Below are 12752 nucleotides of genomic sequence, written 5' to 3'. Positions count from 1 at the left end.
CCCCCGGACCCGCCTCCGCTCCGCGCGTCCCGCTTCCGCAGCGCCGTGTCGAGCAACTCGGTGCGGGGTACCGGCGTGAACTGCTGCGCGTCCAGGCCCGCCCGGTCCGGCGCCAGCACCCTGGGGAGTCCGGGGACGGCCTTGGCCGGCCGGGCCTTCTCCTCGGCCTCGGCCTCCGCCCGCTTGTGCAGGTGCTTCCAGTGTTCTTCGGTGGCCCTGACCCCCGAGATCCTGCCCGTGCCGACGCAGACCTTCACCAGGCCGCGCACGAATTCGAAGGACGGCGCCTTCACGACACACCTCCGCAGAATCGCGGAAACCTGTGTCTTCTGGAGCATCGCCGTGGGGGCCAACTGATTCTCGTCGACGAGATTCTTGACGCGCTCGACGGCATCGGACTGCTTGACCCGCGCGTCCTTCAGCAGACGTTTGAGTTCTTCGCACAGATGGCCGAGGGCACCCTCCGCCGGTTCAGGTTCCGCCACGAACCGGTTCCCTCCCCGGACGTTCCGACAAGCGTCTGCGAACCACGTTACGCCCAACTCCCGTACCGGCCGACTGTCCTGAGCACACCCGCCGCACTCGGGCAGAACCGCCGGTTCGGCTCCAGGCACTTGCGCAGCGTGTCCCGCCAGGGCTTCGGCAGCACCCCTACGTCCGGCCGGCCGCCCATCGTCCGCGTCGAGATCTCCAACGGCGTGCCCTCGTACGGGAAACGCCCGCCCGCCGCGTAGAGGATCACGGAGGCCAGGCTGAACAGGTCACGGCGCCGCAGCGCGCTGTCCCCGATCGCGGCCACCCCGAAGTCGATCAGGAAGAGCCGCCCGCCGGGGCCCGTGATCACATGGCGCGGCTTGATGTCGCCGTGGTGGATCCGCAGCCGGTGGAGTCGCACCACCAACTGGCTGATGCTCACCGCGAACTGCCGCAGTTCGGCGCCGCCCAGCGGCCCGTCGGCCTGCATCAGCTCCTCCAGGGACGGCCCGGTCAGGTACTCGGCGGCGGTGTACCGGTGTTCGCCGTCCCAGCCCGCGCTGTACAGCCGGGGGCTGAGCGAGTCGGGGGCCAGCCCGAGCGCCTCGACCTCACGCTCGAAGGCCTCCAGCGACCTGCGGTCGTCGCGCCGCTCCGCGCGCAGCACCTTGACCGCGGCACTCTCGCCACGGTTGTTCCGGCCGAGGTACACGACGGCCTGGCGGCCGGTACCGATCCGGCCGAGCAGTTCGAAGCCGCCCACGGACGTGGGATCCGTCGTCTCCAGCGGTACGGGGCCCACCGGGGGAGTGTTCTGCTGTTCGGTCTGCTCCTGGGAGCCCTGGAAGTTCACCATGGCGGTGACCTTTCCGCACCCGGTCGGCCCGCCGGTCCAACTCCGGAGGCCAGTTGCGAAACCCGGTGAAACAGCAGCTCAGAGCCGTCTCCGGTGTCTCCGGCGCCGGACGGATCGACCACCGGAGACCTGGCACGAACTTCTGTGAAGGCTTATGTGGATTCACGTCGTCATGTCCCGCCGCCGCAGTGCCAGCAGGCCTGCGGCCACCAGCCCCACCGCGACAGAGGCAAGGACCATCACCGGCCCCCAGCTCATCTCCCCGCCCGGCAACTTCGGCAGATGCCCGAACGGCGACAGGTCCAGCACCCCCTGCGGTACGTCCAGTGCCGGTCCGATCCAGCCCAGCAGCAGGGCGGCCCCCGCGACACCCCAGGCGCCGACGGCCAGTCGGGGCGACGACCCGTACAGCAGTACCGCCAGCCCGCCCAGCACCCACACCGCCGGGACCTGCACCAGGCTCGCCCCGAGGACCGGGCCCAGTTCCTTCCCGTAGCCGAGTGCCAGGCCCAGGCCGCTCAGGAGGAGGATCAGTACCGCGCCGCCGAAGGCGATCACCAGGTGGCCGCCGGCCCAGCGCAGTCGGCCGACCGCGTTGGTGAGGAGCGGCTCGGCCCGCCCGGAGGTCTCCTCGGCGTGGAGGCGGAGGACCGACGAGACGACGTACAGCGCCGCCGTCATGCCGAACATGCCGGCCATCGCGGCCAGGAACGCGTCCTCGATGCCCGACTGGCCGCCCATCCGCTCGATGATCTCCCGGGTCCTGGCGTTGTCGCCGACGAGGTCCGCCGCGCCCTTCGTCAGCCCGCCGAAGGCGACCCCGGCCGCGAAGAAGCCGAGGCTCCAGCCGAGGACGGCGCCGCGTTGCAGCCGCCAGGCCAGCGCGCCCGCCGTGGCGAGCCGTCCCGTCGCCGGTCCAGGGCGGGTCGGGAGGAAGCTCATGCCCACGTCCCGGCGGCCCGCCAACTCGTAGGCCAGCCAGCCTTGTAGGGCCGTCGCCGCCACGAACAGGCCCAGCACCCACCACCGTTCGTCCGCGTACGGGCGTACGTTCTCCAGCCAGCCGATCGGTGACGCCCAAGTCAGCGGTGACGAAGCGTCGTTCGTCGCGGAGTCGCCCGTCGCGCGCAGTACGAACGCCGCGCCGAGCAGGCCGCCGGTCAGGCCCTTCGCCAGCCGCGCGCTCTCCGTGAACTGGGCGACGATCGCCGCGAGCGTGGCGAACGCCGTTCCCACGCCCCCGATGCCCAGGCCCAGTGCCAGAGCCCCTGACGCGCCCCGGCCCGCCAGCCCGCCCGCGATCAGCAGTGCGAGGGCGGTGTTCGCCACCAGGGCGGTGAGCAGCGCCGCCGTCAGCGGGGCCCGGCGGCCCACCATCGCCGACGAGATGAGCTCCTGGCGCCCGCTCTCCTCCTCGTCGCGGGTGTGCCGTACGACGACGAGGAGGCTCATGATCGCGGCGAGGATCGCGGCGTAACCGCCGATGCGCCAGGCGGTCAGGCCGCCGATCGAGTCGCTGAACACCGGACCGTACGTGGCCCGCAGCGAGCTGTTGGTGAGCAGCTGGCGGGCGAGGTCGGCGCGTTCGGCGGGGGAGGAGTACACGCTCTCCAGGGAGCCGGGGAGGGAGAGGACCAGAAGGGCCGTCACCGCGACCCAGACCGGGATCATCACCCGGTCGCGCCGCAGGTTGAACCTCAACAGCGTGCCGGTGCCCGCCAGTTGGCGCGCGCCTCCGGAACGTACCGAGAAGGGCGTGGGGCTGGTCGGAGTTGTGGTCGCGGTCATCGCGGCAGCGCCCCCTCGGCTGGGGCATCGGCCTGGGCGTCGTCCTGGTAGTGGCGCAGGAACAACTCCTCCAGCGTCGGTGGCGTCGACCTCAGCGACCGTACGCCCGACTCGGTGAGGGAACGCAGTACGGCGTCCAACTTGTCGCTGTCGACCTGGAGTTGGACCCGCCTGCCCTGTACGTCGATGTCGTGGACGCCGGGGAGTCGGGCCAACCCGTTCGGCTCGCCCGCGAGTTCCGCCGTGATGCTCGTCCGCGTGAGGTGGCGCAGGTCGGACAGCGAGCCGGTCTCGACGGTGCGGCCGCCCCGGATGATGCTGACCCGGTCGCACAACTCCTCGACCTCGCTGAGGATGTGGGAGGAGAGCAGGACCGTACGGCCCCTGTCCCGCGCCTCCTCCACACAGCGCTGGAAGACCTCCTCCATCAACGGGTCGAGGCCCGACGTCGGTTCGTCGAGGATGAGCAGGTCGACGTCCGACGCGAACGCCGCCACCAGCGCCACCTTCTGGCGGTTGCCCTTCGAGTACGTGCGGCCCTTCTTGGTCGGGTCCAGCTCGAACCGGTCGATCAGGTCGGCCCGGCGGCTCTTGTCGAGTGCGCCGCCGCGCAGCCTGCCGTACAGGTCGATGACCTCGCCGCCGGAGAGGTTGCGCCACAGGGTGACGTCGCCTGGGACGTACGCGATCCGGCGGTGCACCTCCACCGCGTCCGCCCACGGGTCGCGGCCCAGGATCTGCGCGGCGCCCGAGTCGGCGCGCAGCAGGCCGAGCAGGACGCGGATGGTCGTCGACTTGCCGGCGCCGTTGGGGCCGAGGAAGCCGTGCACTTCGCCGGTCTCGACGGCGAGGTCGAGTCCGTCCAGGGCGTGCGTCTTGCCGAACGACTTGTGGAGTCCGGAGACGGTGATGGCCTTCGTCATGCTCTGAACGTACGCTGACTTCAGAAATTTGTGAAGTTAAGGAAGCCTATGAATGGCGATTACACTCGGCGTATGACGGAATCGGGTGCGGTGGAGAGGGAGCAGGGGAACGGGCGGGACCCCGACGCGGTGTCCGCGTTCGTCGAGGGCTTCGCCGCCCAGCTCGTCGAGGCGGGGATGCAGCGCATGGCCGCCCGGGTCTTCGCCGCCCTGCTGGCCTCTGACGCCGGCGCCCTGTCCTCCGCCGAACTCGGCGAACAGCTCCAGGTCAGTCCGGCCGCCGTGTCCGGCGCCGTGCGTTATCTGTCCCAGGTCCACATGGTCTCGCGGGAGCGCGAACCCGGCTCACGGCGCGAGCGGTACCGGGTGCACAGCGACCAGTGGTACGAGGCGCTGACCAACCGCGACGCCATCCTCAAGCGCTGGGGCCAGACCCTGCGAGTGGGCGTCGACAGCCTCGGCGCCGAGACACCCGGCGGGCAGCGCATCGCCGAGACGCTCGCCTTCTTCGAGTATCTGGAGGGCGAGCTGACCAAGCTGATGGAACGGTGGCGCGAGGAGCGGGCCAGGATCTTCGGGGAGAGCTCCTAGATCTCTCGGCAGGTGCCGCGCCGGTGATTCGGGTCGCGAACTGCCTTGGCAGTGTGTGTACTTGGCTACTTGGTTGCCTTGGCCTACCGCTATCTTCGATCCGAACCTCAGACATTCGGAGCGGCATGCGACAGGCAGACGAACGGACCGAGGAGTCGTACGGGGAGTCGTACGAGGAGTCGTACGGGGCTGCACGGGCCGTCAGGGCCCCTGCGGTCACCGATGAGGCTCCCGCACGCGGCCGGCCCTGGTCCTGGCCGCTGCTGTTTCTCGGGGCGGCCGTGCTTCCCGGGGCGGTGATCTACGTCGTCGGCCGGTGGGGGGACGAGCCCGCCGCGCAGGCCTGGCGGACGGTCTGTCTCTCCATCGCCGTGCAGGCGACGCCGTTCCTGCTGCTGGGTACGGCCTTGTCCGGCGCGATCAACGCGTTCGTGCCGGCGCGGGTGTTCAGCCGGATGCTGCCCCGCAGGCCCGCGCTCGCCGTCCCGGTCGCCGGAGTCGCCGGGGCCGTGCTGCCCGGCTGTGAATGCGCGTCGGTGCCGGTCGCCAACAGCCTGATCGGCCGAGGTGTCACCCCGGCCGCCGCCTTCGCGTTCCTGCTGTCGGCCCCCGCCATCAATCCTGTGGTCCTGACCACCACCGCCATCGCGTTCGCCGGCAGCCCCGGGATGGTGCTGGCCCGGCTGCTCGCCTCGCTCGCCACCGCCAGCGTGATGGGCTGGCTGTGGCTCTGGCTGGGCCGCGAGGAGTGGCTGCGGCCGACGACCGTACGGCACACCGGTCACCAGCCGGGGCACAGCCGCTGGACCGAGTTCCGGCTCGGCTTCCAGCACGACTTCCTGCACGCGGGGGGCTTCGTCGTCATCGGGGCCATGGCCGCGGCCACCTTCAACGTGACCGTCCCCGGCTCCGTACTCGACACGTTCTCGGGCTCGCCCTGGCTGTCGGTGCTCTTTCTGGCCGCGCTCGCCATCCTCCTGTCGGTGTGCTCCGAGGCCGACGCGTTCCTCGCGGCCTCCCTCACCGGCTTCTCGCCCACCGCGCGGCTGGCGTTCATGGTGGTCGGACCGATGGTCGACCTCAAGCTGATCGCCCTTCAGACGGGCACGTTCGGGCGGGCCTTCGCGGTCCGCTTCTCCGCCGCCACGACAGTCGTCGCCATCGTGTGCAGCACGCTCATCGGAGGAACACTGCTGTGAAGCGCCCCTTGCAGGCGGTCCTGCTCGTCCTCAGCGGCATCGGCCTGCTGCACGTCTCGCTCTTCACCGACCTCTACCTGAGGTACGTCAAGGACTGGACGCGTCCGCTGCTGATCGCATCGGGGGTGCTGCTGCTCCTGCTCGGCGCGGCAGAGGCCTGGTCGCTCCGGGGGCAGGGCAAGAGCCAGGAGGACGGTGAGCGTCACCGGCACGAGGGCCACGAGGGCCACGAGGGCCGTGAGGGCTACGAGGGCCGTGAGGGCTACGAGGGCCGTGAGGGCTACGAGGGCCGTGAGGGCCACGAGGGTCATGGCGGCCACGACCACTCCAGCGTGCCCCGCACGGCCTGGCTGCTCTTCCTCCCCGCGCTGAGCCTGCTGTTCTACGCCCCGCCGGCTCTCGGCGCCTACACCGCCTCGCGCCAGACCGCCAAGCCGGTCGTGCGGCAGGACGACGACTTCGATCCGCTGCCCGCCACCTCACCGCTCCCGCTGACCCTGACCGACTTCACCCTCCGCGTCCAGCAGGACCGCGAACAGGCCATCAAGGGGCGCAGTGTCCGGATGACCGGCTTCGTCACGCCCGGCAAGCGGGGCGGGAGCTGGGACCTGACCCGGCTCGTGATCAGCTGCTGCGCTGCGGACGCTCAGGTGATCAAGGTACGGATCCACGGGACTCCGGCTCTCTCCGCCAACACCTGGGTGACCGTCGTAGGCACCTGGCACGCGGGCGGAACCCTCGGTACGAGTTCCGCCCCGGTCGCGCTCGACGCCCGTACCGTCAGCGAGGTCGAAAAGCCGACGAACGCGTACATGGACGCACTTCCGCTCACCGACTCCCGCTGACAGCGGCGCGGCCGGCGCTCCTTCGTCTCCTCCAGCACCGCCCGCGACCTCCCGCCTGCGGAAGCACTCGGCATCACCACCGTCCTCGCCACCACCCCTGCCCCCGAGGGAAACCGTAGAACCGGAACGCTCCTGGTGCGCGCCGCCCGTTGGGGGCTGTAGGCGAGGATGGGCAAAGCCCCAGGCCAGAGACCTGGGGCTTGCTTTTGTGCGCCCTGTTCCCGCTTTCGCGTGACTACTTGAGCGGCTGGCCGCCCGAGTTGCGGTACGCGGTCGTCTTGTTGACCAGGTTTCCGCCGTCGGACTCGATCGTGGTCTGTTCCTGCTGGCCGGGGCCGAACAGGAGGGCGGCGACGTGGGCGTTCGCCACCTGGTCCATGTGCGAGAAGAACCAGTCGACCTTGTCGTCCTTGTAGTGGCCGAAGGTGTTGTTCTGCGACATGTTGCCCAGGGGGATCTGCCACAGGACCACCGGCTTGCCCACCGACTCGGCCATGGTCTTGTACCAGCCCAGTGCGGCCTTGGCCTTCTGGTCGTTCCAGAAGGTGTCACGGCCGCCGTTCTCCGGCTTCGCGTACCAGCCCGCGTCGCGGTCCACCACGTCGGCGACCAGGAAGTCGGCGTTCTTCGCCCCGAGGTCCGAGTAGTCGCTCACGCATTTCTGCATGTTGCTCTCCCAGTCCCAGCAGGTGAGGTGGAACCCGGCGCCCGTGTTCGGCGCGTACTTGTGCGCCATCGAGATCATGCACTGGGCCAGACCGACGGCGCTGTTCTCCTGCGATCCGCAGTCCGTCGGATTCGCGGCCTTGACCTGCGCGGCGACCTGGTGCGGGTTGCCGAGCGACCGGACGTAGCCCCAGAAGTCGGGCTCGATGTCGATCGCGTCCTGGGAGTTGCCGATCTTCTGGAGGAAGAAGCGGTAGTCGTTCAGGTAGCGGGTGAGCAGGTCGGTCCTGTTGATGGCCTTGACCTCGCCGGGGCCGTCGCCCTCGCCCGCCAGATCGCCGAGGTCGCGCAGCGAGTACCAGGTCCAGAAGTTCTTCTGCGGGCGCGGCTTGCCCTGGTACGTCACCTTGTTCACGTGGTCGTCGTTCCAGGTCACGTAGAAGCCGGGCGCCGTGGTCTCGCCGCTCCAGCAGCCCCACCAGCTCGACCACTCGGACTTGCAGCGCGATGCCGTGTAGTAGTCCGACGAGGGCGCGGGCTGGCTGTGTACGTAGGCGTACCGCATGTCGAACGGCGCGGCGTTCCCCGAGGTGTCGTTCATCATGCCGCCGACGAGCACCGTGTCACTGCCCATGAAACGCTTCGTCGAGCTGCTGCTGCCGGTGGCCGGCGCGGCGGCCGGGGCCGGTGTAGCGGGTGCGCTGCTGCCGGAGCTGCCCGTGGTCCCGGTGCCGCTGACACTGTCGGCCGGGACGAGCTGCCACTGCTGCTGGGCGCCGTTCCAGTCGTGGTACTGGGCGACGCGGCCCCCGTCGGCCTTGGAGGCGCCCTCGACCTCGACGGCCAGGCCGCTGAAGCGGTTGATCAGACGCACATAGCCGTCCGACGACTTCTCCATGTGGAACTGCTGGTTGGTGGCGTTCAGGTCGCGCCACTGCACCAGCTCGGAGCCCTCGGTCTTCGACCAGTGGTAGTCGTCCAGCACCTTGCCGGATCTCCGGTTCTGGAGCCGGTAGTTCCCGTCGCCCGAGTCGATGAACTTCCACTGCTGGTTGGTCCCGCCGTTACGGCTCCACTGCGTCAGCGAGGCACCGTCGTTCGTGGCGTAGCCGGGGGCGTCCAGCACCTTGCCGCTGCTGCGGTTGACCAGCACGTACCAGTTGTCCGTGTCCACGGTTCCCGCGGAGGCCGTGTTGACCACGACCGCGGAACCGCCCAGGACCGCCAGGGTGACGGCCGCCCAGAAGCTCCGGCGCTGGTACAGCTTGCGGCCACGGTGTGACTGCCGCTGCCCCGGAACGGCCGAGCGGAACAACGACGCGCGACCACGGCGGGCGCGGCCGGCGGGCGACGCCCCGGACGACGCCTCCGGCGACGTGGATGGGCGAGGGGACATGTGGTGCTCTCTTTCAGCCGTTGCGTCTGACCAGACCGCCTGTTCAGACACCCCCCAGTTGTCACCGCCCCCGGAAAGGTTGCCCCGGAACGCAAAGTTTTTTTCGGGCACCGCGCGCCGGCCGGCGAGAGAACTCGACGACGAGCGGTTGCTACCGCTCCTTTGTCTCCTCCAGCACCGTCCGCCCCAGCAGCGCGTACCGCTCGGGGGCGCGGCGCTTGAGGTAGGTGGCGTAGCCGATGCCGGCCGCCGCGATCAGCGCGACCAGCCACGGCGTGGCCTTGAGGACCAGTGAGCCCGACTCCGGGCCCGCCGCGACGCCCATGTTGGACACCAGCAGCACCACCACCGCGAGCATCGCCACGCCGCCGACGAGCGGGGCCGTGAACGTCCGGAACCAGTGGCGGCTCTCCGGGTGGTTCCTGCGGAAGTACGCCAGGACCGCGAAGGAGCAGACGGCCTGGACGACGAGGATCGCCATCGTGCCGAGGATCGCCAGCAGGACGTACGTACCCGTGTACGGGTCCTTGTGGGCCAGCCAGAACCCGGCGAGCAGGGCGGCGCTGATGATCGTCTGGACGAAGCCCGCGATGTGCGGGGAGCCGTGGGCGGGGTGGGTGCGGCCGATGGTCCGCTGGAGGGAGGGGAGTACGCCCTCTCGGCCCAGGGCGTACATGTAGCGGGCGGCGCAGTTGTGGAAGGCCATGCCGCAGGCCAGCGAGCCGGTGATCATCAGCCACTGCATGACGACGACCGCCCAGTGGCCGACGTAGTGCTCGGTGGGGTTGAAGAACAGGGCGAGCGGGTTCGCGGAAGAGGCCGCCGCGACGGCTTCCTTCTCGCCGTTGCCCGTGATGGCCATCCAGGAGACGAAGACGTAGAAGACGCCGACGCCCAGGACGCTGATCATCGTCGCCTTGGGGATGATTTTCTTCGGGTCGCGGGACTCCTCGCCGTACATCGCCGTCGACTCGAAGCCGACCCACGACCAGAAGGCGAAGAAGAGGCCGAGGCCGGCGCTGGTGCCCTGGAAGGCGTTGACCGGGTTGACCGGGCCGAAGGTGAAGCCGTTCGGGCCGCCGCCGTGCAGCGCGACCGAGATCGCCATCGCGGCGAGGATCGTCACCTCGGTGCCGAGCAGGACGACCAGCAGTTTCTCCGCCACCGACACCCCGAACCAGGTGCCCGTGGCGTTGATCGCGAGCATGACGATCGCGAACACCCACCACGGGACATGGAGGCCGGTCTGGTCCTCCATGGTGGTCGTCGCGAAGGTCGAGAAGATGCCGATGAGGGCGGGCTCGAAGACGACGTACGCGAAGGTGGCGAGCAGTCCGGAGGCGAGGCCGACCGTGCGGCCGAGGCCGTAAGAGATGAAGCCGTAGAAGGCGCCGGTGGAGGTGATGTGCTTTGCCATCGAGGTGAAGCCGACGGCAAAGATTGCCAGGACGACCATTGCGACCAGATAGCTGGCCGGGGCGCCGATGCCGTTGCCGGACGACACCATGAAGGGCACGTTGCCCGTCATCGCGGTGATCGGCGCGGCGGTGGCCACGGCCATGAAGACCACGCCGAGCAGGCCGATCGCGTTGGGCTTGAGTCGGTGGACTGTGCTGTCACCGCCGGGACTCGCACCCCTACTCGCACCCGTACTCACACCTGCGGTCGTGCCCGTGCCGTCCGCCGACGCCACACCCTCGTCCACTGCCATCGGGGCCCCTTCCTGGTTGTGCCGGTTGCGCTGCCGGTGGGGTGGAACTCTGTCGCCCGAATGAGTCGGTCAAGGGTGTCGGGGAGTTAAATGTTTGTCAATGAGACCTTTAGAAATCCGATGGGCGCACGGTTGCCCCCGGCAGGCCGGCGGCGTACCGATGGCAGCGTCTTCCTGGTCACCGGGGGCAACGCCGGCATCGGGTACTTCGTCGCGGAGCAGTTGGCCGCGACCGGAGCCACTGTCGTACTGGGCAGCCGGAGTCCCGCGAAAGCCGAAGTCGCCACGGCCTCGATCCGCTCGCGTGTCCCTGGTGCGCGGGTGCGGGCCGTACGCCTGGACCTCGCCGACCTCTCGTCGCTGGGAACGGCGGTGGCAGCACTGGATGTGGAACACCTCGACGCGGTGGTCCACAACGCCGGTGTCGCGCTCGACGCCCCGGGGCGCCGGGAGACCGAGCTGTGATCGCGGAGAGCAGCGTAGGCGGGGGGGGGGCTCCGTCGGAGTCAGCCGGTTTTCGCGGCGGCGGCGCCAAGGGGTGACGACACACCCATCATGACAGGTCAGGGCGTGTTTTCGTAGGACGAACGGCACAGCTCAGCAGGCTTGTTGGGCCCTCCTTGCGGACCCCAGAATCTCCGCTGTGAATCACTCGGGGAAAGTCGATCAGGACGACATCGTGCGAGCGCGGAACATACTGCTCGCGTCGGGACACCGCACTCCACACGAAGAGGTCCGCGCCTATCGGGTGCTGGCCCAGGTAAGTCCCGCCTCCTACCTGCCCCTTCTGGCCCGGGCCCTGCAAGACCTGAGCTACAACCCCATCGCCCGCAAACCGCATCCGGCAGCCCTCGCGTTGTGCGAGGAAGCGGTGGCCGCGGCGCGGGCCATCGGCCCGGCCGAACCTGGCCGTGCGGATGTTCTGTACAGGGCACTCGACTCGTGTCAGCACGAGCTGTACAACGTCGGCCGCCGTACCGAAGGGTTCGCCATGCGCGCCGAGATGCTCGCCATCGGCCGTGCGCAGGCCGAGCTGTCCGGAGACCCACGGGTCGATGGGCTGAGTATCTGGGCTGCCGGTCTCTCCGAAGAAGGCCGCTATGCCGAGGCCGCCGACGCCCTGACCGAGTGGGTCGCGGCGATCCTGCCGGGCGGGCCCGGCACCGCAGATCTCACCTGGTCACTGCTGGAGTGGATCGCCACTCTCGATGCCGCCGGCCGGCCCGCCGAAGCACTCGCCGCATTCGAGACACTCGTCGGAATCGAAGCGGTCGAGGCCGCGCGCCGCAGTGACGCGGTGGCCTGTCATCTCTTCTCGCTGATCGGGTACGCGCGCATGCTCGACGCCCATGGCCAGGGCGAGCGGGCGACCGCTGTACGACAGGAGGCGCTCGCCTCGCTGACGGAGCTGGCCGCCACCCATGAGCGCAGGACCTGGTACGGCCGGCTGATCACCTACTGGACCGTTCTGCTCTCCTTCTCCGGCGCCGACAGCGAACGGCCGCTGCCCGGCGAACCGCGTCCGCCCTCCGGGAGACCACTCATGCGTTGGTCCTCCGATGTCAGGCGCCGCTACTTCGACAGCCGTATCGCCCTGCGTGAACAGGTGGACGCCCTTGCGTCAGGAGCCGCCGAGGAGCCGGACCGCCACCTGGCCGAACTGGTCCGGCTGCACCGGGTTCTCACCGTCCGTTCCGCTGTCCACTGGGTCCGCGACTACTACAACCCTCTCTTGAAGGAGCAGGTGACCTCACTGTTCGACGAAGGAGTGGTTCTGGCCCGCCGACTGTCCGAGCACCACCCGGCCGACGGGACCCGGGCACTCGCCGAGGTTCTCGTGGACCGATCGACCTTCCACCTCGCCGAGGGCGATGTCGTCGCCGCTCTCGACGACTTCCGGGAAGCCCTGAGTCACCTGGGCGAGGCCACCGACTGACGTAAGTCGGCCGGCCTCCACGTGAGGGCTCGTACGTACACGTATCCACGCTTCGGCACCCGTACGTACGAGCCCTCACCCCGGCAACGTCAACCCCCAAGCCCCCTCCCGCACCACCCACGTCCGCCTCCGCACCGGCCCGCTCACCAGCCCCGCGTCCGCCCGGTACCGGAAATCCGCGCCGGACACCGTCACCCGCGCGCCCACCGCGCCCAGTGGGGACGCCTCCGCGCCCACCGACACCGGGCGGATCTCGACCCGGGCGCCCCCCGACACCCCGGGTGTCAGGGTCACCGTCTCCACCGGCTGGTTCAGGTCCACGAGGGTCACCCCGTCCACCTCGACGCGCAGTCGTGAGGGGCCGGGG

General features: G+C 69.7%; 10 protein-coding genes and 2 pseudogenes. 5 read left to right on the top strand and 7 right to left on the bottom strand.

Annotated elements, in window-relative coordinates; all coding sequences use genetic code 11:
• The 4 genes from AOK08_RS15555 to AOK08_RS15540 all read right to left on the bottom strand — a co-directional run.
• Positions 1-485: hypothetical protein (locus tag AOK08_RS15555; RefSeq protein ID WP_157876686.1), on the bottom strand; the 485-nt coding region annotated here is incomplete at its 3' end.
• 47 nt (positions 486-532) lie between these two features.
• Positions 533-1330, bottom strand: coding sequence for a serine/threonine protein kinase (locus AOK08_RS15550; protein ID WP_055526156.1), 798 nt, complete (start codon positions 1328-1330; stop codon positions 533-535).
• Between the two features lie 162 nt (positions 1331-1492).
• Positions 1493-3118, bottom strand: a complete 1626-nt coding sequence (locus AOK08_RS15545; protein ID WP_055526155.1) for an ABC transporter permease — start codon at positions 3116-3118, stop codon at positions 1493-1495.
• The gene (locus AOK08_RS15540; protein ID WP_055526154.1) at positions 3115-4041 is read right to left on the bottom strand and encodes an ABC transporter ATP-binding protein; all 927 of its coding nucleotides are present in this window, start codon (positions 4039-4041) and stop codon (positions 3115-3117) included. The genes AOK08_RS15545 and AOK08_RS15540 overlap by 4 nt, the downstream gene beginning before the upstream one ends.
• Positions 4042-4113: 72 nt before the next feature.
• Here AOK08_RS15540 and AOK08_RS15535 point away from each other — a divergent pair, with 72 nt between their 5' ends.
• The 3 genes from AOK08_RS15535 to AOK08_RS15525 all read left to right on the top strand — a co-directional run bounded on the left by AOK08_RS15535 (position 4114) and on the right by AOK08_RS15525 (position 6676).
• Complete coding sequence (locus AOK08_RS15535) at positions 4114-4632, top strand: GbsR/MarR family transcriptional regulator (RefSeq protein ID WP_055526153.1); 519 nt, start codon at positions 4114-4116, stop codon at positions 4630-4632.
• 125 nt (positions 4633-4757) lie between these two features.
• Positions 4758-5831, top strand: a complete 1074-nt coding sequence (locus tag AOK08_RS15530; protein WP_055526152.1) for a permease — start codon at positions 4758-4760, stop codon at positions 5829-5831.
• The gene (locus tag AOK08_RS15525; protein WP_055526151.1) at positions 5828-6676 is read left to right on the top strand and encodes a TIGR03943 family putative permease subunit; all 849 of its coding nucleotides are present in this window, start codon (positions 5828-5830) and stop codon (positions 6674-6676) included. The genes AOK08_RS15530 and AOK08_RS15525 overlap by 4 nt, the downstream gene beginning before the upstream one ends.
• A 235-nt stretch (positions 6677-6911) precedes the next feature.
• Here AOK08_RS15525 and AOK08_RS15520 read toward each other — a convergent pair whose 3' ends face one another.
• Both AOK08_RS15520 and AOK08_RS15515 read right to left on the bottom strand, forming a co-directional pair.
• Positions 6912-8738, bottom strand: coding sequence for an RICIN domain-containing protein (locus AOK08_RS15520; RefSeq protein WP_079054040.1), 1827 nt, complete (start codon positions 8736-8738; stop codon positions 6912-6914).
• Between the two features lie 151 nt (positions 8739-8889).
• Positions 8890-10449: an APC family permease gene (locus AOK08_RS15515; RefSeq protein WP_241826961.1), complete on the bottom strand. Its 1560-nt coding sequence runs from the start codon at positions 10447-10449 to the stop codon at positions 8890-8892.
• 120 nt (positions 10450-10569) lie between these two features.
• Between AOK08_RS15515 and AOK08_RS15510 the strand changes: the two are divergent.
• A pseudogene (locus AOK08_RS15510) lies at positions 10570-10905 on the top strand (SDR family NAD(P)-dependent oxidoreductase); the annotation flags it as partial.
• 223 nt (positions 10906-11128) lie between these two features.
• Positions 11129-12385: a hypothetical protein gene (locus AOK08_RS15505; protein WP_055526157.1), complete on the top strand. Its 1257-nt coding sequence runs from the start codon at positions 11129-11131 to the stop codon at positions 12383-12385.
• A 75-nt stretch (positions 12386-12460) separates the two neighbouring features.
• Here AOK08_RS15505 and AOK08_RS15500 read toward each other — a convergent pair.
• A pseudogene (locus AOK08_RS15500) lies at positions 12461-12752 on the bottom strand (diacylglycerol kinase); the annotation flags it as partial.

It is taken from the genome of Streptomyces graminilatus (genome assembly GCF_001418565.1).
In the GTDB taxonomy this organism is placed as follows: Bacteria; Actinomycetota; Actinomycetes; order Streptomycetales; family Streptomycetaceae; genus Streptomyces; species Streptomyces graminilatus.
This window is presented reverse-complemented; position numbering and strand designations above follow the sequence as displayed.